Origin of the sequence: Pseudoalteromonas atlantica, assembly GCA_007988745.1 — a bacterium.
Classification (GTDB): Bacteria; Pseudomonadota; Gammaproteobacteria; order Enterobacterales; family Alteromonadaceae; genus Pseudoalteromonas; species Pseudoalteromonas atlantica.
Genome location: BJUT01000032.1, coordinates 28135 through 50007, shown reverse-complemented (window position 1 = coordinate 50007; position 21873 = coordinate 28135). Strand labels below are relative to the sequence as shown.

16 protein-coding genes are annotated in these 21873 nt (G+C 41.3%); 7 read left to right on the top strand and 9 right to left on the bottom strand.

The window, feature by feature from the left end:
- Nucleotides 1-114 precede the first annotated feature (114 nt).
- On the bottom strand, nt 115-1215 hold the full coding sequence (locus PAT01_RS13315) for a PQQ-dependent sugar dehydrogenase (RefSeq protein ID WP_249318331.1): 1101 nt from the start codon (nt 1213-1215) through the stop codon (nt 115-117).
- 400 nt (nt 1216-1615) lie between these two features.
- Here PAT01_RS13315 and PAT01_RS13310 point away from each other — a divergent pair, with 400 nt between their 5' ends.
- From PAT01_RS13310 to PAT01_RS13300, 3 genes are all read left to right on the top strand, one after another.
- Entirely contained in the window at nt 1616-2659 is a 1044-nt protein-coding gene (locus PAT01_RS13310; RefSeq protein ID WP_138576842.1) for a flavin reductase family protein, read from the top strand.
- Nucleotides 2656-3708, top strand: coding sequence for a fatty acid desaturase family protein (locus tag PAT01_RS13305; RefSeq protein WP_138576840.1), 1053 nt, complete (start codon nt 2656-2658; stop codon nt 3706-3708). Before PAT01_RS13310 ends, PAT01_RS13305 begins: the two co-directional genes overlap by 4 nt.
- 171 nt (nt 3709-3879) lie before the next feature.
- On the top strand, nt 3880-4923 hold the full coding sequence (locus PAT01_RS13300) for a branched-chain amino acid aminotransferase (RefSeq protein WP_083901793.1): 1044 nt from the start codon (nt 3880-3882) through the stop codon (nt 4921-4923).
- A gap of 80 nt (nt 4924-5003) precedes the next feature.
- Here the strand turns inward: PAT01_RS13300 and PAT01_RS13295 are convergent, their stop codons facing one another.
- The 3 genes from PAT01_RS13295 to PAT01_RS13285 form a co-directional block, all read right to left on the bottom strand.
- On the bottom strand, nt 5004-7571 hold the full coding sequence (locus PAT01_RS13295; RefSeq protein ID WP_121637609.1) for a TonB-dependent receptor plug domain-containing protein: 2568 nt from the start codon (nt 7569-7571) through the stop codon (nt 5004-5006).
- 445 nt (nt 7572-8016) lie between these two features.
- On the bottom strand, nt 8017-8328 hold the full coding sequence (locus PAT01_RS13290) for an Mpo1-like protein (RefSeq protein WP_121637608.1): 312 nt from the start codon (nt 8326-8328) through the stop codon (nt 8017-8019).
- Nucleotides 8329-8545: 217 nt separating this feature from the next.
- Nucleotides 8546-9838, bottom strand: a complete 1293-nt coding sequence (locus PAT01_RS13285; protein WP_154945610.1) for an anti-phage deoxyguanosine triphosphatase — start codon at nt 9836-9838, stop codon at nt 8546-8548.
- Between the two features lie 265 nt (nt 9839-10103).
- On the opposite strand from PAT01_RS13285, the gene PAT01_RS13280 reads away from it, so the two are divergent.
- Both PAT01_RS13280 and PAT01_RS13275 read left to right on the top strand, forming a co-directional pair.
- Nucleotides 10104-10913: a glucosaminidase domain-containing protein gene (locus PAT01_RS13280; protein ID WP_029772709.1), complete on the top strand. Its 810-nt coding sequence runs from the start codon at nt 10104-10106 to the stop codon at nt 10911-10913.
- The gene (locus tag PAT01_RS13275; protein WP_031289865.1) at nt 10906-11571 is read left to right on the top strand and encodes a DUF2987 domain-containing protein; all 666 of its coding nucleotides are present in this window, start codon (nt 10906-10908) and stop codon (nt 11569-11571) included. Before PAT01_RS13280 ends, PAT01_RS13275 begins: the two co-directional genes overlap by 8 nt.
- A 52-nt stretch (nt 11572-11623) precedes the next feature.
- Here PAT01_RS13275 and PAT01_RS13270 read toward each other — a convergent pair whose 3' ends face one another.
- The 3 genes from PAT01_RS13270 to PAT01_RS13260 form a co-directional block, all read right to left on the bottom strand.
- Entirely contained in the window at nt 11624-12628 is a 1005-nt protein-coding gene (locus PAT01_RS13270) for a LacI family DNA-binding transcriptional regulator (RefSeq protein ID WP_096739481.1), read from the bottom strand.
- Between the two features lie 63 nt (nt 12629-12691).
- The gene (locus tag PAT01_RS13265) at nt 12692-14020 is read right to left on the bottom strand and encodes a glycoside-pentoside-hexuronide (GPH):cation symporter (protein WP_054982646.1); all 1329 of its coding nucleotides are present in this window, start codon (nt 14018-14020) and stop codon (nt 12692-12694) included.
- A gap of 60 nt (nt 14021-14080) precedes the next feature.
- Nucleotides 14081-15412, bottom strand: a complete 1332-nt coding sequence (locus PAT01_RS13260) for a GH1 family beta-glucosidase (RefSeq protein WP_096041555.1) — start codon at nt 15410-15412, stop codon at nt 14081-14083.
- Between the two features lie 258 nt (nt 15413-15670).
- On the opposite strand from PAT01_RS13260, the gene PAT01_RS13255 reads away from it, so the two are divergent.
- A complete protein-coding gene (locus PAT01_RS13255) occupies nt 15671-16945 on the top strand; it encodes a sugar MFS transporter (RefSeq protein WP_024033438.1) in 1275 nt (424 codons plus the stop codon).
- Entirely contained in the window at nt 16945-19497 is a 2553-nt protein-coding gene (locus PAT01_RS13250; protein WP_138576838.1) for a glycoside hydrolase family 3 protein, read from the top strand. The genes PAT01_RS13255 and PAT01_RS13250 overlap by 1 nt, the downstream gene beginning before the upstream one ends.
- Nucleotides 19498-19546: 49 nt before the next feature.
- Here the strand turns inward: PAT01_RS13250 and PAT01_RS13245 are convergent, their stop codons facing one another.
- Nucleotides 19547-20722 carry a GGDEF domain-containing protein gene (locus PAT01_RS13245; RefSeq protein ID WP_154945609.1) on the bottom strand — a complete coding sequence of 392 codons (1176 nt, stop codon included), beginning with the start codon at nt 20720-20722 and terminating at the stop codon, nt 19547-19549.
- Between the two features lie 130 nt (nt 20723-20852).
- Nucleotides 20853-21746 carry a TIGR01777 family oxidoreductase gene (locus tag PAT01_RS13240; RefSeq protein WP_138576834.1) on the bottom strand — a complete coding sequence of 298 codons (894 nt, stop codon included), beginning with the start codon at nt 21744-21746 and terminating at the stop codon, nt 20853-20855.
- Nucleotides 21747-21873 lie beyond the last annotated feature (127 nt).

Here is a 21873-nt window from a genome sequence, read left to right as displayed (position 1 = left end):
AGCATTACCATACGCTACAAAGAGCTAAATAGTTCTTTTAGCCGTAGGGCGTTTACCTTGTTATATAAAAACAAGGTAAACGCATTATTTGCTATGCTGCGGTTACTAACGGTTTTATTGCTCAGGCTCAAGGCGTTTAATTCCTTGTCCGTCAATGCCTAAGTAAATATAGCCATCACTGCCTTGTGCTAAGCTGCGGACGCGGCCTATTCCTTCTAAAATTTTATATTGCTTTGAAACACCTTTGTTAGATATTTCCAGTGCACTTAAAAACGAAAATTTCATAGACGATAGCAAAAGCTTGCCTTTTAATTGCGGGTACTTATCGCTGCTAACCAATAACATGTCAGAAGGGGCTATGGAGGGGGTCCAATGCAGTACGGGCGATTGCATGCCGTCTTTTTCTTGTATGTCGGTAAACGAAGTACCGCTGTAATTAATCCCATAACTAACCACAGGCCAGCCATAATTAGCGCCCGCTTTAATTATGTTTAGCTCATCGCCGCCACGTGGGCCGTGCTCATGAGACCATAACGTTTGTGTTGTTTTATCAAACCACATGCCTTGCGGGTTACGGTGTCCGTATGACCATATAGCGTGTTTAGCGCTGTTTTGATTTACAAACGGGTTATCTTTAGGAATATGGCCATCAGTGTGTAAGCGATAAATTTTACCGCCATCACGGGTTAAGTCTTGCGGGTTTTTATCGCGCGAGCCGCGATCGCCAATCGAAAAGTAAACATACCCTTGGTTATCAAACACAATACGGCTTCCGTAGTGCTGGCCTTTTGTGCTGTTATGCTCACCTTTGTATAGTAATTGTGTGTTTAAAAGCTCAGTGCGATCGTCACTAAGCTTGGCGCGCATTAGGGCTGTATTACTGCCACTTTTAGCGCCTTGGGTACTTGAGTAAGTTATGTAAAGCCATTGATTATTGTTTGCGTCGCTATGTAGGGCTAAATCTAGTAAACCGCCTTGCCCATTAGCATCAATTTGTGGCAAACCCGAGAGCTTAGTTAAGTTAGCTGAGTTTTTAGGCAGTAAATAAAGTGTGCCGCTTCGCTCGGTTATAAGTAAATCACCGTTACTTAACGGCTCAATAGCCCAGGGGATAGTTACCCCTTTAGCCACACTGACGGCCTTTACATTGAGCGGTAACACATCAAGGGTTTTGTAATCTACAGCTGCCACCGGCGTTGAAACGAGTACAGCTATAAACGCCGTTGATAATGTTTTAGCAATCGTTTTTATAGGTAAAAACACAGTTGTTGTCCTGTCCAATAAATAAGCAAGTAATACCTACATTAGCATGCTGTTGATGATTTTGCTAAATGTAGCGCTTTAATAAAAACCATATATATTTCAATCATAAAGAGTTTACCCGCAGTGCTGTATGGCTGTTTTTAATATTTTAAACAGCTATTTATTACACCTTAATTGAGGCTTTAGTACAGCGCTTTAAATTAGAGGGATGCGTAAAAATTGCGCTAAAAAACTGAATATTTACTCTAATACTATTGAAATTAATTTTTTTGGGCGTACACTTGTGCGCTGAAGTTTGAGCGTACACATGTAAGTTCAAATTCAATATTTAATATCCAAGAGATTAATAGTGATGATTACTAAAGTATTAGACCAATTTTCGAAGTGGTTTTTACACCATCAAAGCTTTGCAGGCTACATTGAGCCCATAATGCAAATGGTTAAGCCTGCGTGGCGTGCTGGTCTTTATAGAGCAAAAATAGAAGAGCTGACGCAGCACAATGGTGATTTTTTAAGTATTACCTTAAAGCCTACTCAGCACTGGCAGGCACACAATGCTGGCCAACATATTAGTTTAACGGTAGAAATAAACGGGCGTTTATTAACTCGTGTGTTTACGGTTGCCTCAAGCCCTGAGCAATTTAAAAAAACGGGCTTGGTGCGTTTATTAATTAAAACTAATGAGCAAGGGCGTTTTACAAGCCTTTTAAGCAGTGCTTTACGAGTCGGTGAGTGGTGCAATGTTTCAGCGCCTAGTGGCGACTTTGTTTATAAAAACACCCAAAACAATGCAACGTTTATAGCTGGCGGCTCGGGTATTACACCTATGCTTGCCATGATTAGTGAGCATTTAAAACATACCACACAAAAAGTATCGCTGATTTATTATGCCAAAGCCGCAGCGCACCAATGTGTAGACGAGCTAAGCGCATTAGCAAACCAGTTTTCGCATTTTTCGTTTTTACTGCTCACACGCGAGCAATCAGATGATATTACTCGCCATGTAAATGTATGGGAAAACCCAGATATATACTGCTGTGGGCCTGCAAACTTTATGAAAACGGTGTGTGACTTTGCTAAAAAACACCATTTAAATTACTACCAAGAGGCATTTGGTTTAACGCTGCCAAGCCAAAATGACGACAGCCTGTTTAACGTACAGATTAATAGCAGCGCTCATATCGTAAATGCTAACAATGCATTGTTAGCACAGTTTGAGGCAAAACAATTACCGGTTAAACGCGGGTGTGGCATTGGTATTTGCCACCAGTGCCAGTGCATTAAAAAGTCAGGCGTGGTGCGTAATCTAAAAACTGGTGAGTTGAGTGATAACGGCGAGCAGTTAATTCAACTGTGTGTAAGTCAACCTGTTAGCGACTTGGAGTTACAGCTATGAAAAACATAAACTTTGATCAGTTAGCCCACGATTTAGATAGCATAAAAATGGATACGCTAGGCAAAGTAGGGCAGCAAGATGCAAACTACATTCGCTCGGTTGTTAAAAAGCAGCGGCTATGTGAGTGGAGTGGCCGTATTTTACTTATGCTGGGCTTTATTCAGCCACTTTTATGGGTTGCGGGTGTACTGTTATTAGCGCTGGCAAAAATTTTAGACAACATGGAAATTGGCCACAATGTTATGCACGGCCAATACGATTGGATGAACGATAAGCAGCTTAACTCGCAGCATTATGAATGGGATATTGCTTGCGATGGGCAAAGTTGGCATCGCGTTCATAACTTTGAGCATCATACGTATACTAATATTATTGGTAAAGACCGCGACTTTGGTTATGGCTTATTGCGTTTAAGCAATGATTTTAAATGGCGCTTAAAAAATGTGTGGCAGTTTATTACATATATAAATTTAAGTGTGCTGTTTCAGTGGGGTGTGTCGTATCACGAGCTGGCAGCGGAACGCGTGTTTATTGGTAAAAAGAAAGAAAACCGCGAAGGGGGTGTATCGCATTCTACCCTAAAGCAGCGCTTTTTTAGTAAAGGTGCGCGCCAATTAATAAAAGATTATGTGATATTTCCTTTATTGGCAGGCCCTTTGTTTTTATGGGTATTAGCAGGCAACTTACTGGCAAATTTAATCCGTAATTTATGGACCTCAACCATTATTTTTTGTGGCCACTTTACCGAGGACACCGAAACCTTTAAACAAGAGGACTGCATAAACGAAACGCAAGGGCAGTGGTACTATCGCCAAGTTTTAGGCTCATCAAATATTAAAGGCCCGCACTGGTTTCATGTTTTAACTGGGCATTTAAGTTGCCAAATTGAGCATCACTTATTTCCTGATATGCCGTCCTCTCGCTATCAAGAAGTGGCCCCGCAAGTGCAAGCCGTTATGCAAAAACACGGTATTGATTATCATACAGGTGGTTTTTATAAACAGTACAGCTCGGTATTAAAACGTATTATTAGGTACTCGTTTAAATAAATTAGGTACTCGTTTAAATAAATAATGTGCCTTTAAAAAGCCGATTAATGAAGGTGCATTAATCGGCTTTTTTGTATGTGCTTAGCAATATGGCCAATTTATAAACAGCAGTTGCAAAAATTTCTTTTTGATAATTAAAAAAGCCTCAGTTTTGCTATGGTTAAATGATGCATGAATGTCATACAATGGAGAAAAATAGACCACACAAGAGAGATTAAAATGGCCGCATTCGGTACCGTGTTTATGCCGCAGATGATTCAAGCTCGTTTTTCTGATAACCAATGGAGCGAAAGCTCAATCGTCCCTTCCGATAAACTTGAACTTCATGCGGGCGCGCACGTCCTTCATTATTCAAGCACGTGTTTTGAAGGCTTAAAAGCTTTTCGCCACGAAGATGGCTCTATTTATATTTTTAGAATAGATGCAAACATTGCGCGTATGCAGCAAAGCTCTGCGCTATTAAGCTTACCAAGCTTTGACGGTCAAATGCTAAAAGACATGATTATCGAGATTGTTAAAGAGTATGCTGATGAAACGCCATTGCCACCGGGCTCTATGTACATTCGCCCAACTCACATAGGAACAGAGGCTGCCATTGGTAAAGCGGCTGCACCTTCAATGAGCTCGTTGTTATATACGCTTTTATCGCCAGTTGGCGATTACTTTACCGGCGGTGCTACTGCGCTGCGGGTATTACTTGAAGAAGATGGCATGCGCTGTGCCCCGCACATGGGCATGGTAAAAAGTGGCGGTAACTACGCCAGTGCACTTGCACCAATTAGCGCAGCACGCGAAAAATACCAAGCCGATCAAATCTTGTTTTGCCCTGGCGGCGACGTACAAGAAACAGGTGCTGCTAACTTTATTCTGATCGATGGTAACGAAATTATTACCAAAGCGCTTGATAGCACGTTTTTACATGGCGTAACCCGTAATAGCATTTTAACCATTGCAAAAGACTTAGGCATGACGGTAAGCGAGCGTAACTTTAGCGTTACCGAGCTTTTAGAGCGTGCTGCAAAGCCAGGCACAGAAGCTGCACTTTCAGGCACTGCTGCGGTGTTAACGCCGGTAGGCACGTTTATTCATAACGATAAAGAATACAAAGTAGGCAGTGGCGAGCCAGGCCCTACAACAGCGCGATTACGCCAAGCATTGAACGATATTCAATGGGGTAAAAGTGAAGACAAACACGGCTGGTTAACTAAAATCTAATTGATTTGAGCAGTTCGCAGTAAAAAGCCACCGACTAGGTGGCTTTTGTGTTTTTGAGTACATTTTGAAATGTTTAGCGCTTAAAACTTCATTTCTATTTTGCCGTACACGTAACGGCCATTAAATCCGTAGGGCGAAAAGCTCGAATAAGCAAACAAGCGAGAAAAAGTAGAGACTTCTTCTACATTTTCGCGGGTAGGATCTGGGTATACATCAAAAATGTTATTGGCACCTAAACTAAGCGTTAGGTTATCGGTAGCGGCATAGGCTACATCTAAATCAGTGATCCACTTAGGTTTTAATACCTCGTTTAGCTCGGGCGTTGATGAAGGGTCTTGGGTTTCACCATAACGCGTAGTTCTAAGTGTGGTACGCAGCGCATCATGGGTCCATGTAGCACTTAAATTGTATTTATTGCGCGGGGTGCTTACTTCAAAGCGGCGCAGCTCTGTACCTGAGAACAAGTTGTCTTGATCAAACCCAGCACCTTGCAGTTCAGCGGGCGGGTCAATAATATCAGTGACTTCATTTTTGCCGTAGTTATACCCTAAGTTAAAGGCAATATCGCCATAGCCATCGGTGATTAAGTTGTACGAGGCAACCACATCAACACCGCGCGTTTTACTATCTATAGCGTTTAAGAAAAAGCGGCCTTGGTTAGCGCCCGTGCCTGCTAGCAACTCTTCTATTGCTGCGCCCGATAAATTGTTAGATAAAACAATACGGTCATCAATTAGTATTTGATAGTAATCAACCGATAAGCTGAAATTAAAGTCGGTAGACCAAGTAAAGCCAACCCCGTAGTTAGTGGCTTCTTCGGCATCAAGGCCCGGTGAGCCAAGCGCTTTGGCTACATCGCTGCTTGGTGCAAAGGTGCCGGTTTCGGTCGGAACGCTATCAACAAATACGGTAGCAACCGAAGTAAAATATTGCTGTTGTAATGAAGGCGCTCTAAACCCTGTTGAGGCTGAGGCGCGTATGGCTAAATCTTCGGTTAACGAATAGCGCGTTGCAATTTTGCCGTTAAGTGTATCGCCAAAATCTGAGTAATCCTCATAACGGGCTGCCACAGCTATGTTCCAATCATCTGTCAGGTAGGTTTCTAAGTCTATGTAAAAGCTTACATTATGGCGGCTGTTGTCACCTTCTGATTCAGGTGTAAAGCCTGGAAATACCTGCGCACCTGCTGCACCAAATGGGCCATCTTCGCCTGTGACTACGCCACCTGGGCCAAATGAGCCTTGTGCGTATGAGGCTTCTTCGCCAGCTTCTATTTGATAGCCTTCTGTGCGGTACTCAGCCCCAATGGCAACACTTACCGCGCTTTCTAAAAAGCTGACATCCACTTCGCGGCTTAAATCAACATTTAAAGTAAGTTGATCGTATGTCAGCGTACCGGCATCAAAGCGTGTTTGGCTAGTGGGGCCGTACGACGTATTTAAACTATTGGTTACACCAAATTCGAACGCATCTTCACCATACACAGCCGATACATCGTAGTTCCAATCACTTATAAAGCCTTTAACACCTAACGCGAGTGAGTAGTCGTTTATATCTGAGGTGATCACAGGTAAAAAACCGTCGGGGTATATTTCTTCTATATTACGGCTATCGCTTGCGCGTCTATAAAAACCAGCGCCTTCACCTTCACGTTTAGAGTAAGAGCCAAATGAATACAAATCTGCATCGTTAGCTAGTTGATACCCTGCATTATAAAAAACCGATAGGTCTTCTACATCCCCATTACCAAAGTTATGGTTATAGCGGTTAACTGTAAACTCGCGAGGGTCGAGTGAGCCATCTTCTAATCGGTTGTAGTTTTCGCGTTGATCGTAATCGGCACGGTTAGTTGAGTGGCGGTCGCGGTATTCAGTCGAAATGTTTAAAAAGCCATTATCACCAAGCTCTAAACCAATATTACCTTGCAAAGTAAGCGTTTGCCCATCGGTTAAAGAGCGATCGCCGCCTTCGGTAAATGCTAGGTTGCCATCGCTACCCTCAGATACCGATTCAAGCTGAGGTACACCATCCATCTCGGTGACATTTGCCCCATAAATAGCCGCAAGGGAGCCGCCGCTGCTTGCGCTTTTAAGTACAATATTAATCACACCCGCTATAGCATCAGAGCCGTATTGCGCCGCAGCGCCATCGCGTAAAACTTCAATGCGTTCAATAGCATTAGCTGGTATTGCATTTAAATCTACAGAAGATGAGCCACGCCCCGTTGAACCATTTAAATTAAGCAGTGCGCTACTATGACGACGCTTCCCATTAACCAGCACTAAGGTATGATCGGGTGCTAAACCACGAAGTTGTGCAGGGCGTACATGATCACTGCCATCGGTAAGCGATGCCTGTGGAAAGTTAAAACTAGGTAACAAATTGCTCAGTAGCGCGTTTGTTTCCGTAAGGCCTGAACTGGTAAGCGCCTCAGCGCCAATAATATCAATAGGTACGGCGCTGTCTTCAACTGTGCGCCCTAAACGGCGTGAGCCAATAACGCTTATTTGCTCTATATCTTCTTGTGCTTGAGGTGTTTGCTGTGCCGCGTGGGCAGTAAACGCACCAAATAGCGAAAGCGATGCGCCCACAGCCACTGCTGTACTCACTTTTAAGTTATTTAACCTAAACGGTAGGCTTTTATTCATGTTGTTAATCCTCATTTGATCACCCATTGATTTAAAATTTTTGTTTTTATAGCTGCTACTTTTTAATGGAGCTGCTTTGAGAACATAAACCGCATTAACAAAATGAGTCAATTGAATAACATTCAATTAAAATTAAAGGGTATATAGTTACAAGGTTTAATTAACAAGACTAAATGAGGTAAAAGCTATAAATAGGCAGGAGTTTGTAAGTAACTGATGGAGCTTAAAATAATTGGCAACCATGAAGTTTACTTTTAGTTAACAGGTAAGAGCAGTGTGTACGCCTTTAATAATGGCTGTTACTCAGTGTTTTTTTAAATTAAGTGTATAACCCACCTTTTATATGTTAAATAAATTAACATATAAAGAGCAGATTATTTAAGCTGAAATTTGTATAGCGTTTAAAAAGGTTGCGAGTGATTTTTATAATAAAATAATATAAAAATTAAAATTTTATTTTACCGGTAAGTATATCCTTAAACATGACCCAATCTCCCCATAAGCTATAAAGAGGGTGTTTAAAAGTGGCGGGGCGGTTTTTTTCAAAAAAGAAATGCCCAACCCAAGCAAATCCATAGCCAATAATCGGTAATAACCACAGCAAGCTATATTGCTGCTTGATTAATGCAATAAAGATGACTGCAAGTACTAGCGTGCTGCCAATAAAGTGAAGTCTTCTGCAGGTTACATTGCGGTGCTCTTTTAAGTAATACGGGTAAAACGCTTTAAAGGAGTTAAAAGTGTGTGGTGTGTTCATAGTCAATGCTCTTATTTTTATAGTTTATTAAATATACAAGGGCCTGCTAGATTTTGCAGGAAAAATTTTTGCAAACAAGGGGCTATTTAATCGCGGCACTAAGTTTGTAACCGAGTGGGCTCGATAACGGCTTTTGCAAACGCCTATTTATTTGCAATAACCCCTTACACAGGCTCTACCTTTACCTAAACGCTTTACAGGATGTGCTCTTCGCTTTTTATTGTACTGGTGAGAATAACCGCTGATAGGTTTTATAAGCGTACTCATCGCTCATGCCGCTTAGGTAGTCGCATATTATGCGCATCCCTTGGTTTTGTTTTTCAGCGTCTATGTAAAGAGCTTGCGTTGTTTCGGGTAATAAACGCAGAGGGTCACTGGCAAAAGCGGTAAATAATTCAATCAGTAAGTTTTGACCTTTAAACTCTATTTGCTGCATTTCTGGGTCGCGTATTAAGCGATTAAATACAAAATGTTTGAGTATTTGTAAAACGCGCTCGTACTGTGGGTCTAGCTTTGCAGCGTACTTTAAAATAGGGCACTCAAAATCACCATGCTGAACATCTAAATGAATATGAATAATAAACATATTTACCAGCTCGCCAATGGCATCTTTACGTTCAAAATCGTTTTTTGAAAACAAGCGTTGGGTAAGCGAGTCTAATTTAGTGTTTAACCAATCGTAATTAAGCGCGTTTAAGTGGGGTAATGCATGTGTTTGCCAATCATCTAGTGTGAGCACTTTAGTGGCTATGGCATCTTCTAGGTCGTGCACTGCATATGCTATGTCATCGGCATGTTCCATTATGGCGCTATCTAACGATTTATAACGGGTTTTTGCACGGTACTGATCTACTGGCGTATGGCTTGTTAATAGGGCTTTGTCGTTGTCGCTTAAAGGGGCAATGATCCATTCAAATATTTGTGCATCGTCTTTGTATAAGCCTTTAGCGGGGCGCCAATCATCTGCTTTTATAAATGAGCGTGTGTTATTTACCTTCGGAATGGTGTGCCATAAATCGTCTATAAATGCGGGGTATTTAATAAAGCCAAGCAACGTGCGGCGCGTTAGGTTCATGCCGTGGCCGTTAGAGTATGGCTCAAGTTTAGCGACTATACGTAATGTTTGTGCGTTGCCTTCAAATCCACCGTGCTCACGCATCATATAATTTAAGGCTATTTCGCCGCCATGGCCAAACGGCGGATGGCCTATATCGTGGGCTAAACATAAGGTTTCTAATAAACCAGTAGAGGGGAAGTGTTCAAAATCGCTGTGCTGTGCTTTTAAATGCCGTAATATGCCGGTACCAATTTGCGATACCTCCAAAGAATGCGTTAAGCGTGTGCGATAAAAGTCGTTTAAGCCTATCCCCATAATTTGGGTTTTTGCTTGTAAGCGCCTAAAAGCTGCGGCATGAATTATACGAGAGCGGTCTACCTGCCAGGGGGAGCGATTATCATTAGGGCGATTTTTATACTGTTCTATTATTCGGCTTTGCCATTGCTTATCCATACTGCTTACTCACAAAACGTTGTTATACACGGTATAAGCTCAGTATACCCATGCCCTAATAAATTGCGAATGAACAAGTACATAACCTTAGCTGGTGGATAATATATTTATCGCAAGCAGCCACTTTAGCATTTTTTAGCAAAGCGTGGCCCTTAAAGGGTTACACACAGGGTGTTATTCGCGTTTATATAGTGGCTTAGGTATAATGGGGTTTCGTATGTGTGTGTATTACCCATGCATAATTGTTGTTTGAAAGAGAGACTACATGCTAAAAACCATTTTAAAGCTGTTACTAAGCGTATTTTTTTTATGGGCGCTTGCATATCCGTTTATGCAAAGTAATGAGCAAGAGGTTGAAGAACAAACCACAGGTGAACAACCTAAAAAAGTAAAGAAAAAAGAAAAACCCCTGCACAATGTTACTTTACCTAAATTTTCTGAATTTGCTGATGTAAAAGAGAAAAAACAGGCATTTTTTGATTTTATTCGCCCACATGTTGAGGCTGAAAATAAAAAAATATTACAGCAACGCGCTAAGTTAGAAATTGCGCGTATGATGCTTGAATACAACGAACCGCTCGAGAAAAAACAACAGCGCGACATCGTTAATATTTTAAAAGCCTATGGCTTACCTGAAACAGTAAACACCCTAATTTTAAGCCAAGCGCTGCGCCGTGTTGATATTATTCCTAAAGAGCTTGCGCTAATGCAAGCGGCGAATGAGTCGGCGTGGGGTACATCACGCTTTGCACGCATAGGGCTCAACTTTTTTGGCCAATGGTGTTATTCAAAAGGGTGCGGTATGGTGCCAAGACGCCGCAATAGCGGAGCGGCGCACGAAGTTGCTGCATTTAAGTCGGTACGCGCAGCAGTAAGCTCGTATTTTAGAAATATAAACACGCATAATGCCTACAAAGATTTACGCCTTATACGCGAAGATTTACGACAACAGCAAAAGCCCATTGCGGCAACGGCACTAACGCATGGTTTAATGTCGTACTCAGAGCGCGGCGAGGCCTACATAGAAGAGCTAAACACCATGATTAACCAAAACAGAGCTTACTTTGATGAATAAAAAACGACTTATAAATATTAACGCCATACTCATTTTATTAAGTTTGGCGGCAAGTACCGTCAATGCCAAAGAGTTTGTTATGTCGTACGATGGCTTTTACGATAGATTAAAAGTGGTTAACAAGGGCGACTTTCAATATGCACGGGTTAACTTTTACATTAGCGATATTGCCACAAACGAGGCATGTGCTATTAAAAGCGGCACAATTTTAACTGAAAATAACGAATACCCGCTCAACTTTACCGATAAAGCACAGTTACTTTTACCGTTTGATAAGCAGCTCGATACGGATAAAGCCGTTATTGTTGTAGAGCCACAAAATCCTGATCACGATTGTCAGTTAAAATTGCAAATTGAGGCCAGCGAATTTGAAGGGCTTAGCTTAACTAAAGATTCGTTGTACACAATTAATAACGAGTTAGATGAACTTTTAACAGATTTATCGGGCTTTTTTGTTAGTAAACTCATGTGGTTTTTATTGCCTGAGCAAAAAGGCGTTGCTGTGACATTTAAAGAGCCTGTGACCTTTAATAACCCACATATACAGTGCGAAAAATCAATCTGCTACTTTGCAGTACAGGATAACTGGGAAGATGACGTAAATCTGCTTGGTGATATAGAAAACGTAGTTAAAGTAACTCCCTGGATAGCAAAATAAGTTGCAGGGTTTAATAAAAACGGCGCTTAATATAGCGCCGTTTTTTTATGCGTTATTTTGGCAGTGCTTGTGTTGAGTCACGTTTTATAAGGGTGGGTTCAAACACGCGGTTTATGTGTAAGTTTTTATACTGATACACATCTTGTAGCACCATTTTTGCAGCCATTTCACCCATTTCTTCTACGGGGTTATCTATGGTGGTAAGTGTAGGGTAAAGATAATTGGCAAATATAACGTTATCAAAGCCAATAACCGACAAATCGTTTGGTAAATTAAAGCCATGTTCACGGGCGTATTTCATAGCACCTGATGCCATTTCATCGTTGGCACACACTAAAGCACTAAACGGAATACGCGTGTTGAGTAGTTTTTCAAGGCCTTTACTGCCGCCAATTTCGTTAAAATCACCTTCGTAAAACAGCGCCTCATTAAAAGGGATGTTTTTTTCGTGCAGTGCTTTTTTATGGCCTTTTAAACGGTTTCTGGCATCGGCTTTAACTTGCGGCCCCGCGATATAAGCTATATTTGTGTGGCCTTGTTCAACAATAGATTTACTGGCTAAGTAGCCGCCGAGTTCGTTATCTAGGCTAATGCAGTTACTTTCAAGTGAATGTACGTATCGGTTAATAAGGTAAATAGGGGTTTTACCTTTACTTAGCTCAATTAGGTAGTCATCACTGACTGACTCTACATGTAAAATTAGCGCATCGCATTTGCGGCTAATTAAAAATTCAATGCCGTCTTTTTCTTTATCGTCTTCACTGTGACCGGTGGTAATAATAACGTGCTTACCCGCAGCGCGTAGGGCTGACTCGATGCCTGCCATCATTTGAGCAAAGAAAGGACCATGAAGCTCTGAGACCAAAATACCCACGCTGTTGGTTCTGTTTGAGGCAAGCGATTGCGCAATAGAATTGGGCTTATAGCCCAGCTGCTGCATTGCATCGAGTACTTTTTTAGTGGTTTTTTCACTTACGCGGGTGTTTTTATTCATTACCCGTGACACTGTAGCTAACGATACGCCAGCAAGCTCCGACACTTCATAAATTGTGGCCATGTTATTGTTAACTCACTTATATCCTTTATTTTGGCGGGCAAATAATACCGTACCCACCAAATGTTAACTAGCACTAGTTTTTAGCGATGCCTGTATAGAGGCTAACTGCGCGTTATTGAGCGTGTATTTACGCATAATAAAAGCAACAAACAAAGAGCCAAACGCCGGTATAATAGTAAACGATAATAAAATACCCTGTTGCGTATCAAGGCTCTGCATTGTTTGCGCTTGGTAATTATAAAAAGACAGCAGCCAGCCTGCAATTGCACCGCCTAACGCCACACCCATTTTTATAAAAAATATAACGCCCGAATATACTAGGCCAGTAATTCTTACCCCAGTTTTGTGGTGCCCGTAGTCTATGGTGTCGGCCATTTTTGCCCATAGTAGCGGGGTGGCCATATCTAAAAAAAACTTCCACAGAATAAAGGCGGCAAATGCCAAGGTAATGTTATCAGGGGAGATAAAATAGCTCGCAATACATATGCCCGCAGCGATTAACTGCAAACTAATATAGGCTTTTATTTTACAAAATCGCTTAGCCAACGGCTGAGCACACGCACACCCAACCATACTGGCAACCACTCCTAGGGTCATAAAGGAGGTAATTAAATCTTCTTGCCCTAAATAGTATTTAACGTAATAAACCCCTAAGGTTAAACGTAATACTTGGCCAGTGAGTAAAAATAGCGCGGCAGCGCACAGGACTCGCCATTGATCGTTTTTAATCAAGGTTTTTAAACTTTTAAACAACGACAGGTTTTGCTCAGGCGGTTGCTCTACGCGCTCTTTGGTACCAAAAAAACACAGTAAAAATAACACTAAGCCAAGCAAGCTCATTGCCGTCATGGTGTATTGGTAGCCTTTGGCGTTATCGCCTTGGCCAAAGTATTCAACCATTGGCATTGTACAGCCCGCAACAATAACGCCGCCTAACATACCAAACACAAAACGATACGATTGCACGCTAACACGCTCTTTTACATCGTTAGTGAGCACGCCACCTAATGCGCAATAAGGAATATTTATGGCGGTATACGCCACCATAAGCAAGGTGTAGGTAGTAAAGGCGTAAATAATTTTATCAGTGCCTTCAAGCTCTGGCGTGGTAAAAGCTAAAATACTAATAAGCGCAAAGGGCAGGGCAAGCCACAACAAATAGGGCCTAAAATGGCCAAAGCGCGACTGGGTTTTATCGGCTAAGTTGCCCATCACTGGGTCGGTGATGGCATCAAACAACCTAACCACTAAAAACATGGTGCCTACCACCGCTGGAGAAAGCCCTACTACATCTGTGTAGTAAAGCATTAAAAACATCATAACTGTTTGAAAAATAATATTACTTGCCGTATCGCCAAGGCCATAGGCTATTTTTTCTTTTACACTTATCATGATGTTAGGTTCTCGCTTTTTGATTTTTATTTATGCGATTAATCGAATAGCTTTTATTGACTATTTACGGCTTTGTATCAAGCTTTTATAAGCTTGGCCACTGGCTTTTATAGTACGTTGCTGAGTTTTATAATCAACGTAAACAATACCAAAGCGTTTTAAGTAGCCCTCAGCCCATTCAAAATTATCCATTAAGCTCCACGCAAAGTAACCAATAATATTAACCCCTTGCGCTGTGGCATCGTGCACGGCATTTAAGTGGCTATGATAATAGTTTAGGCGATCTACATCGTTTACCTCGCCATTTTTAATGGTGTCGGGCATAGCCGCGCCGTTCTCGGTAATATAAATAGGCGGTAAGGTGTAGGTGTTATTAAGCGTTACAAGTAAGTCGGTAAACGACTGCGGGTAAATTTCCCAGCCCATGTCGGTTAAAGGCCCTTGTGGTGCAAGTGGCTCGTATATATCGCTAGGGTGCGCTTTGTATACTTGGCGCGTATAAAAATTAATGCCTAAGTAATCAATAGATTGTGAAATTATGTCCATATCGCCAGGGTGGATTTCAGGCTGCTGATTGCTAGGAAGCTGTTTTATAATTTCGGGGTATTGGCCATCCATTATTGGTTTCATATACCATTGATTTAAGTAATCATCGGCGTAGCGAGCTGCATTTATATCCTCTGCTGACTGCGTTAATGGGTAGCAAGGTGTAAAATTAAGCACAATACCATTTTGAGTATTAGGCGAGGTGTGTTTTAACACATCCATTGCCAAACCATGGGCAAGCAATAAATGGTGCGCTGCTTTTTTACCGTACTCTTTGCCCACTAAACCTGGGGCATGTATGCCTACTTCGTAGCCTAAAAAGGCACTGCAAAATGGCTCATTTAGGGTCGCGTACGAAAATACCCGCTCGCCAAATGCTTGGCTAATAAGCTTTACATACCGAGCAAATTCATAAGCTGTATCGCGATTTAACCAGCCGCCTTTATCTTCTAAATGTTGAGGTAAATCCCAGTGATATAGCGTTACAAACGCTTTAATGTTGCGCTTATTAAGCTCATCAAGAATATTAGTATAAAACTTTACGCCCTCAGGGTTTAGCTCGCCCGATAAGGTAATAACGCGCGGCCAAGAGATAGAAAGTCTATATGCATCTACGCCAAGCGAGTCTATTAATTCAATATCGTTTTGCCACTGATTGTAATGATCGCAGGCAACATGCCCATTTGAGCTGTCGGCTATTTTGTTGGGTGTATCGCAAAAGGTATCCCATATACAGGGCAGGCGATGCTCATACCCGCCTTCAATTTGAAATGATGCCGTAGCCACACCATAAACAAAGTTTTTTGTTAATAGAGGTGAATGAGATGGTAACGATAATTTTGTCATTAGTAACAAACCTTTTTAAACCTTAAATGCATAAATAGCCACTGTATTTACTGCGATGAAGCGTAAGGGCGCGTTTATAAAAAAATAAAACTTGTTGAAATATGTTACATGTTCGTATTTAATTACACGTGAAAGCGCTTACATTTTTAGATTAGTGTTAATTGATACGAAGGTCAACTCTTTAATGTTGCTGGGTTACACGGCAATTTTTAATAACGACTTTTGCATTAATTTATAATAATAAATTGCGGAGAGCCCATGGCCAGTTCAGCACCACTGACGACACACACACAGTCGCAAAACTACCAAGATAAAAACTATGGTTTTGCATTAACTTCTTTAACTACTTTATTTTTTATGTGGGGATTTATTACCTGCTTAAACGATATTTTAATCCCGCATTTAAAAGCGGTGTTTAACCTAACTTATGTTCAGGCAATGCTGGTTCAGTTTTGTTTTTTTGGGGCTTATTTTTTAATGTCACTGCCAAGTGGCTATATAGTTAAAAAATTAGGGTATAAAAAAGGCATTGTAGTGGGGTTACTTATAGCGGCATGTGGTTGTGTGCTTTTTTACCCAGCCGCGGCGCTACATAATTACCCGGTATTTCTGTTTGCTTTATTTGTACTGGCAAGCGGTATTACCTTGTTGCAGGTTTCTGCAAACCCTTATGTAAGTTTATTGGGCGCCCCTAAAACAGCGTCTTCTCGCCTTACCTTAACGCAAGCATTTAATGCGCTAGGCACGACGGTTGCCCCTACATTTGGTGCATTTTTGATTCTTGATTCTGCCTCTGAAGCGTTTTTAACACCGGCACAAAATGCAGAATCGGTACAACTTCCTTATTTACTATTAGCAGGCATGCTTATTTTACTAGCCGGTATTTTTGCATGGCTTAAATTACCAGACATAATGAATGAGCAAAAAGAAGCCGCTGAAAAGTCAGAGACAATTGAAGGTAGTGCATGGCAATACCGCCACCTAACACTCGGTGCTGTGGGTATATTTATGTATGTAGGTGCAGAGGTTGCGATTGGCAGTTTTTTAGTTAGCTTTTTAGCCCAAGAAAATATTGCTGGATTAAAAGAGCATGTTGCCGCTCACTACATCACATATTATTTTGGCGGAGCTATGGTGGGGCGTTTTATTGGTGCAGCGGTAATGCAAAAATTACCCGCTGGTAAAGTACTTGGCTTTAACGCAAGTATGGCTATTATTTTGGTGGTTATTGCTATGAGCACGTCGGGCCAATTAGCGATGTGGTCAATACTACTGGTTGGTTTATTCAATTCTATTATGTTCCCAACTATTTTTAGTTTAGCGTTAAATGGCCTTGGTAAGCATACCGCGCAGGGCTCTGGTATTTTGTGCTTGGCGATTGTAGGGGGTGCAATAGTGCCTCTTTTACAAGGTGCACTTGCTGATAGTGTGGGTGTTCAACTTTCGTATGTTTTACCTATTTTTTGTTACTTATTTATCGCGTTTTATGGTTTAAGCGGAAGCAAACCAGTTCAAGCTCAGGAGACTCTATAATGAAAACCCCTTTTTCACTTAATAAAATAGCACGTGCCTCATTAATTGCATCACTAGGCATTTTAGCGGCTTGTTCAAATGACGCGACAACCACTCCTGAAGCTAATAATGCGTTGTCTAAAACAGAGAAAATTTGGCCAAAACTTAATATTGCCGTAAAACAAAACCCAAAAATTGAAGCTAAAATAGCAGATTATTTAAAAACGATGACACTTGAGCAAAAAGTAGCTCAAATGATTCAACCAGAAATTCGTGATATTACCGTTGAAGACATGCGCAAATATGGCTTTGGCTCATACCTAAATGGGGGCGGCGCCTTTCCTAATGGTGATAAACACGCAACACCAATGGACTGGGTAAAATTGGCTGAAGATTTTTATCAGGCATCGGTAGATGATTCTATCGATGGCAGTAAAATACCCACAATGTGGGGCACTGATGCGGTACATGGTCACAATAATGTAATTGGCGCGACCTTATTTCCGCATAATATTGGTTTAGGTGCGGCAAACAACCCTGCATTGATTGAGCAAATAGCAGCTATCACTGCGGTTGAAGTAATGGCAACGGGTATTGATTGGGTATTTGCACCTACAGTGGCAGTTGTGCGTGACGACCGCTGGGGCAGAACCTATGAAGGTTATTCAGAAGACCCTCGCATTGTACGCGATTATTCTGCTGCCATTGTAAATGGTTTACAGGGCAAGGCCGATGGCGACTTTTTAAGTGATAAACGTGTTATTAGTACCGTTAAGCACTTTTTAGGTGATGGCGGCACAGTCAATGGCGATGACCAAGGTAATAATATCGACAGTGAGCAAGATTTGTTTGATATACATGCCCAAGGTTATGTAGGTGGCTTATCGGCGGGAAGTCAGTCGGTTATGGCATCGTTTAATAGCTGGCATGGGGTTAAAAACCACGGCAATAAATACCTGTTAACCGATGTGCTTAAAACCCGCATGGGCTTTGATGGTTTTGTGGTAGGGGATTGGAACGGCCACGGTCAAATTGAAGGCTGTACAAACGAAAGCTGTGCACAGGCTGTTAACGCGGGACTTGATATTTTTATGGTGCCAACGGGCGCTTGGAAGCCGCTGTACGAAAACACCATAGCGCAAGTCAAAGCTGGCGAAATTAGCATGTCGCGCATTGATGATGCAGTAAGTAGAATTTTACGCGTTAAATTGCGTGCTGGTTTATTTGATAAACCAAGCCCGGCTAAGCGTCAGTTTTCGGGTAAAACTGAGCTAATTGGGGCGCAGCAGCACCGCGAAGTTGCGCGTCAAGCAGTACGTGAATCACTTGTTTTACTTAAAAACAAAAACAATATTTTGCCTCTTGATGCAAACCAAACTGTACTTATTGCCGGCGATGGAGCCGATAACATAGGTAAGCAGTCGGGTGGTTGGAGTATTACTTGGCAAGGGACAAATAACAAAAATGCTGATTTTCCTGGTGCCACGTCTATTTACGCAGGTCTTGAAAAACAAATTACGCAGGCGGGTGGTCGTGCCATTTTAAGCGTGGATGGCTCATATGAGCAGCGCCCAGATGTAGCCGTTGTGGTATTTGGTGAAGAGCCTTATGCAGAAGGCCATGGCGATAGAGATAACCTTGAATTTGAGCGTGGTAATAAAAAATCGCTCGCGTTATTAAAGTCGTTAAAAGAGCAGGGTATTACGGTTGTATCGGTATTTATTTCGGGTCGCCCAATGTGGGTTAACAGTGAATTAAATGCCTCAGATGCATTTGTTGCAGCATGGCTGCCAGGTACAGAGGGCGGCGGTATTGCCGATGTTATTTTAAAAGGTAAAGATGGCAGTATTCAACATGACTTTAGCGGCAAGCTTTCGTTTTCATGGCCTAAAACAGCAGTACAAGCAACGGTTAATAAAGGCGATGACGATTACAGCCCATTATTACCGTACGGCTTTGGTTTAACTTATGGCGATAAAAATGTATTGGCTGATAATTTAGACGAAGACTCTAAATTAGATAACTCAGCACTCACTAGTATGGATATTTTAGTTGGCGCACCGGTTGCTCCGTGGCGTTTATTACTTAAATCTGGCGATGAGCTATTAGATGTATCAAGCAGTACTCATCAACTGGGGGCACTTAAATACCGTACTGAAGATAAAACAGTTCAAGAAGACGCGCGCCAATTTAATTTTAGTGGCGAGCAAAAGGCAAGTGCTGAAATAGTCACAAGCTTTGCAGAAGATACCATTACGTATTTAGAGGCTAATGGCGTTATTAGTTTTGATATTAAACTCAATGAGCCACTAACCGATGACGTAAACCTTGCTATGACTTGTTCAGGTGAGTGTGGTGGTGCGATTGCCTTGAGTAAAATGGTTGATCAATCAATCAAAAATAAATGGCAGTCGGTGTCGGTAGACTTACGTTGTTTTGCTAACCAAGGCGTAGACTTTGCTAGCCTTACAAGCCCGTTTAGTTTACATGCAAGCAGCAAAACCTCAGTGTCGGTAGCAAACATTCAGTTTGTGCCTAATAAGGCAGACTCTGCTGGGCTTAAATGTCAGTAATCATTTTGTTTTAGTGTGTATGTCAAAGCCCTTCAATTGAAGGGCTTTTTTATGTGCAAACCGGTTTGCTATTTATAAAAGGGTTTTGTGCAGATTCATATATAACTTTGTCGCGTCCTGTGGTTTTAGCAATATACAAGCGCTTATCTGCCGCACTAAGTAGCGATTTAAAAGAGCTTGTTTGAGTATCGCTGCATGCCACTCCTGCGCTTATTCTTAAATAAATGGTGTTGCCGTAATAGCTAAAGGGCTTGTTTTTAATGTTTTTTCTGAGGGTGTTTGCCGCGCACTGTGCCTCATTTAAAGTGCAGTGGCTAAGTAAAATTGCAAACTCTTCGCCGCCTACACGTGCGGTAACTGCGCTGTTAGAAAAAAGCGCTGCAATATGCTGCGAAACCCATTTAATTGCCTCATCACCTGCATCGTGTCCGTATTCATCGTTAACGCGCTTAAAAAAGTCTATATCGACCATAATAATGCTAAGGGGATGCTCGGCATTATTTTTATTAAATAACGTATTGGCCACTGCATTTAAACCGCGTTTATTTAATAGCTGGGTTAATGGGTCGCGATTAGCAAGGGAGTTGAGCGTATGCTCTGTATTGGCAAACACTAAAAAAGGCAGCAATAGGGCGGCGCTAGTGGCAAGTATTAAGTGTACAGCCAAAGTAAATTGCAAAACAGAGGCAAAATTAAAGTTGAGCGCAGTAAAAAACGGCAACAGTAATAAAACTCCCTGTATTAGCATAACGAGTGCATGCAGTAATAGGCAAAGCAATAGCATACGTTGCTGTAATTTTGCTATAAAGCGGGTGCTTAAAACAATATACGAGGCATACAAAAATAACCCTGCCACAGTTAAACTAACCAATACTTGCTCTGCTGCGGTGTTGTAAACTACGAGTAAAAAAACCGCAGCCACGATGAGCAAATAGCTAACTTGCCTGCATATGCTTTTATTTAAAGGGCTGAGTGCTTTTAATTCCATAATTAAAAAAAGTGGGCAAGCAATAATAAATAGACTGGCAAAGTAATGGGTAATAAACGGCCATGCAATGATCACGCGTAAGCTTGCGCATAGTATGGCGAATGTAAAGGTGGTACAAGCTAGGCCAAAATATAAAAAACTAGTTTGTTTTTTATATTGATAAATAGAGATAAAATACAGCCCAATTATAAGGTTTAAAATAAAAGAAAGGCTTATAACGGTTGGTAAGTGCAGCATAGAAAGGTTCTTTTATTATAAAACGACTATTTTAATGGAGACTAGATACTAAAGCTTATATTAATTACAGTAACCTAGCTTAAAGTAGTATTTTTATAACCTTTAGTAGGTGTATCTATGCTGAATACACCTACTTTATTAAACTTCTCAGAGCCGAATCTATATCCGTAAAATGAAAACGGTAATTATGCGCTAACGCTTTTTTGGGTATTACATATTGCCCAGTAGTGAGCAAATCAGACATTTCACCCATTAACACTTTTAACACAGGGCTTGGCATGGTTAGGGCCGCAGGGCGAGACAATGCTTTACCTAAACTTTTGCTAAATACTTTATTGCTAACAGGGGTGGGTGCAGTGACGTTAATTGGCCCGCAAAGCGACGTGTGTTTTATAATAAATAAAATCAGTTGAATCATGTCATCAATATGAATCCACGACATACCTTGCTCCCCATCACCAATGGGGCCACCTGCAAAAATTTTAAACGCAGGAAGCATTTTACTTAAAGCGCCGCCGTTTTTGCTAAGTACAATTCCCGTGCGTAATAAACACACCCGTGTTTTATCACTTTGCGCTTTTAGTGCCGCATGCTCCCACTCTTTGCATAGCTGATGGCTAAATTCATCATTTACATCGTCGGTGTCCTCATCTACAGGAGTATCGCCTTGGCGGCCATAATAGCCAATAGCACTGCCAGATATAAATGTAGCAGGGGGCGTGCTGCAATTTAAAATAGCATCGCTGATTTGCGTGGTAAGGTTTATTCTGCTGTTTTTAATTGTTTGTTTTTGTGTCTGCGTCCAGCGTTTGTTAACGATAGGTTCGCCGGCTAAATTAATCACAGTATCTACATGGTTAAAATTAACCTCATCAACGCTGCTTACTACATCAATATTATGACCAAGCAATACATGGGCTTTGGTTTTATTTCGGCTCAGTACGGTTACTTTATGATGATGCAGCAAAAAAGGCGTTAAGTGTTTACCTATTAGGCCTGTAGCGCCTGTAAAAAAAATATGCATAAAAATCTTACCAATTTTAAGTGTACGATTTGTTTAAAATGTATACTATTTAAACTATCTTAATGCAAATTATTACGTTAACTAAAAAACAACGATCACTTTGTAAATATTTCATTTAATTAGTTTT

Coding starts and splice junctions, on each gene's coding strand:
- PAT01_RS13290 (WP_121637608.1), bottom strand. CDS start 8,328: ATGAACACACCACACACTTTTAACTCCTTTAAAGCGTTTTACCCGTAT.
- PAT01_RS13270 (WP_096739481.1), bottom strand. CDS start 12,628: ATGGCCACAATTTATGAAGTGTCGGAGCTTGCTGGCGTATCGTTAGCT.
- PAT01_RS13275 (WP_031289865.1), top strand. CDS start 10,906: ATGAATAAAAAACGACTTATAAATATTAACGCCATACTCATTTTATTA.
- PAT01_RS13310 (WP_138576842.1), top strand. CDS start 1,616: ATGATTACTAAAGTATTAGACCAATTTTCGAAGTGGTTTTTACACCAT.
- PAT01_RS13300 (WP_083901793.1), top strand. CDS start 3,880: ATGAATGTCATACAATGGAGAAAAATAGACCACACAAGAGAGATTAAA.
- PAT01_RS13285 (WP_154945610.1), bottom strand. CDS start 9,838: ATGGATAAGCAATGGCAAAGCCGAATAATAGAACAGTATAAAAATCGC.
- PAT01_RS13305 (WP_138576840.1), top strand. CDS start 2,656: ATGAAAAACATAAACTTTGATCAGTTAGCCCACGATTTAGATAGCATA.
- PAT01_RS13255 (WP_024033438.1), top strand. CDS start 15,671: ATGGCCAGTTCAGCACCACTGACGACACACACACAGTCGCAAAACTAC.
- PAT01_RS13240 (WP_138576834.1), bottom strand. CDS start 21,746: ATGCATATTTTTTTTACAGGCGCTACAGGCCTAATAGGTAAACACTTA.
- PAT01_RS13265 (WP_054982646.1), bottom strand. CDS start 14,020: ATGATAAGTGTAAAAGAAAAAATAGCCTATGGCCTTGGCGATACGGCA.
- PAT01_RS13260 (WP_096041555.1), bottom strand. CDS start 15,412: ATGACAAAATTATCGTTACCATCTCATTCACCTCTATTAACAAAAAAC.
- PAT01_RS13245 (WP_154945609.1), bottom strand. CDS start 20,722: ATGCTGCACTTACCAACCGTTATAAGCCTTTCTTTTATTTTAAACCTT.
- PAT01_RS13250 (WP_138576838.1), top strand. CDS start 16,945: ATGAAAACCCCTTTTTCACTTAATAAAATAGCACGTGCCTCATTAATT.
- PAT01_RS13280 (WP_029772709.1), top strand. CDS start 10,104: ATGCTAAAAACCATTTTAAAGCTGTTACTAAGCGTATTTTTTTTATGG.
- PAT01_RS13295 (WP_121637609.1), bottom strand. CDS start 7,571: ATGAATAAAAGCCTACCGTTTAGGTTAAATAACTTAAAAGTGAGTACA.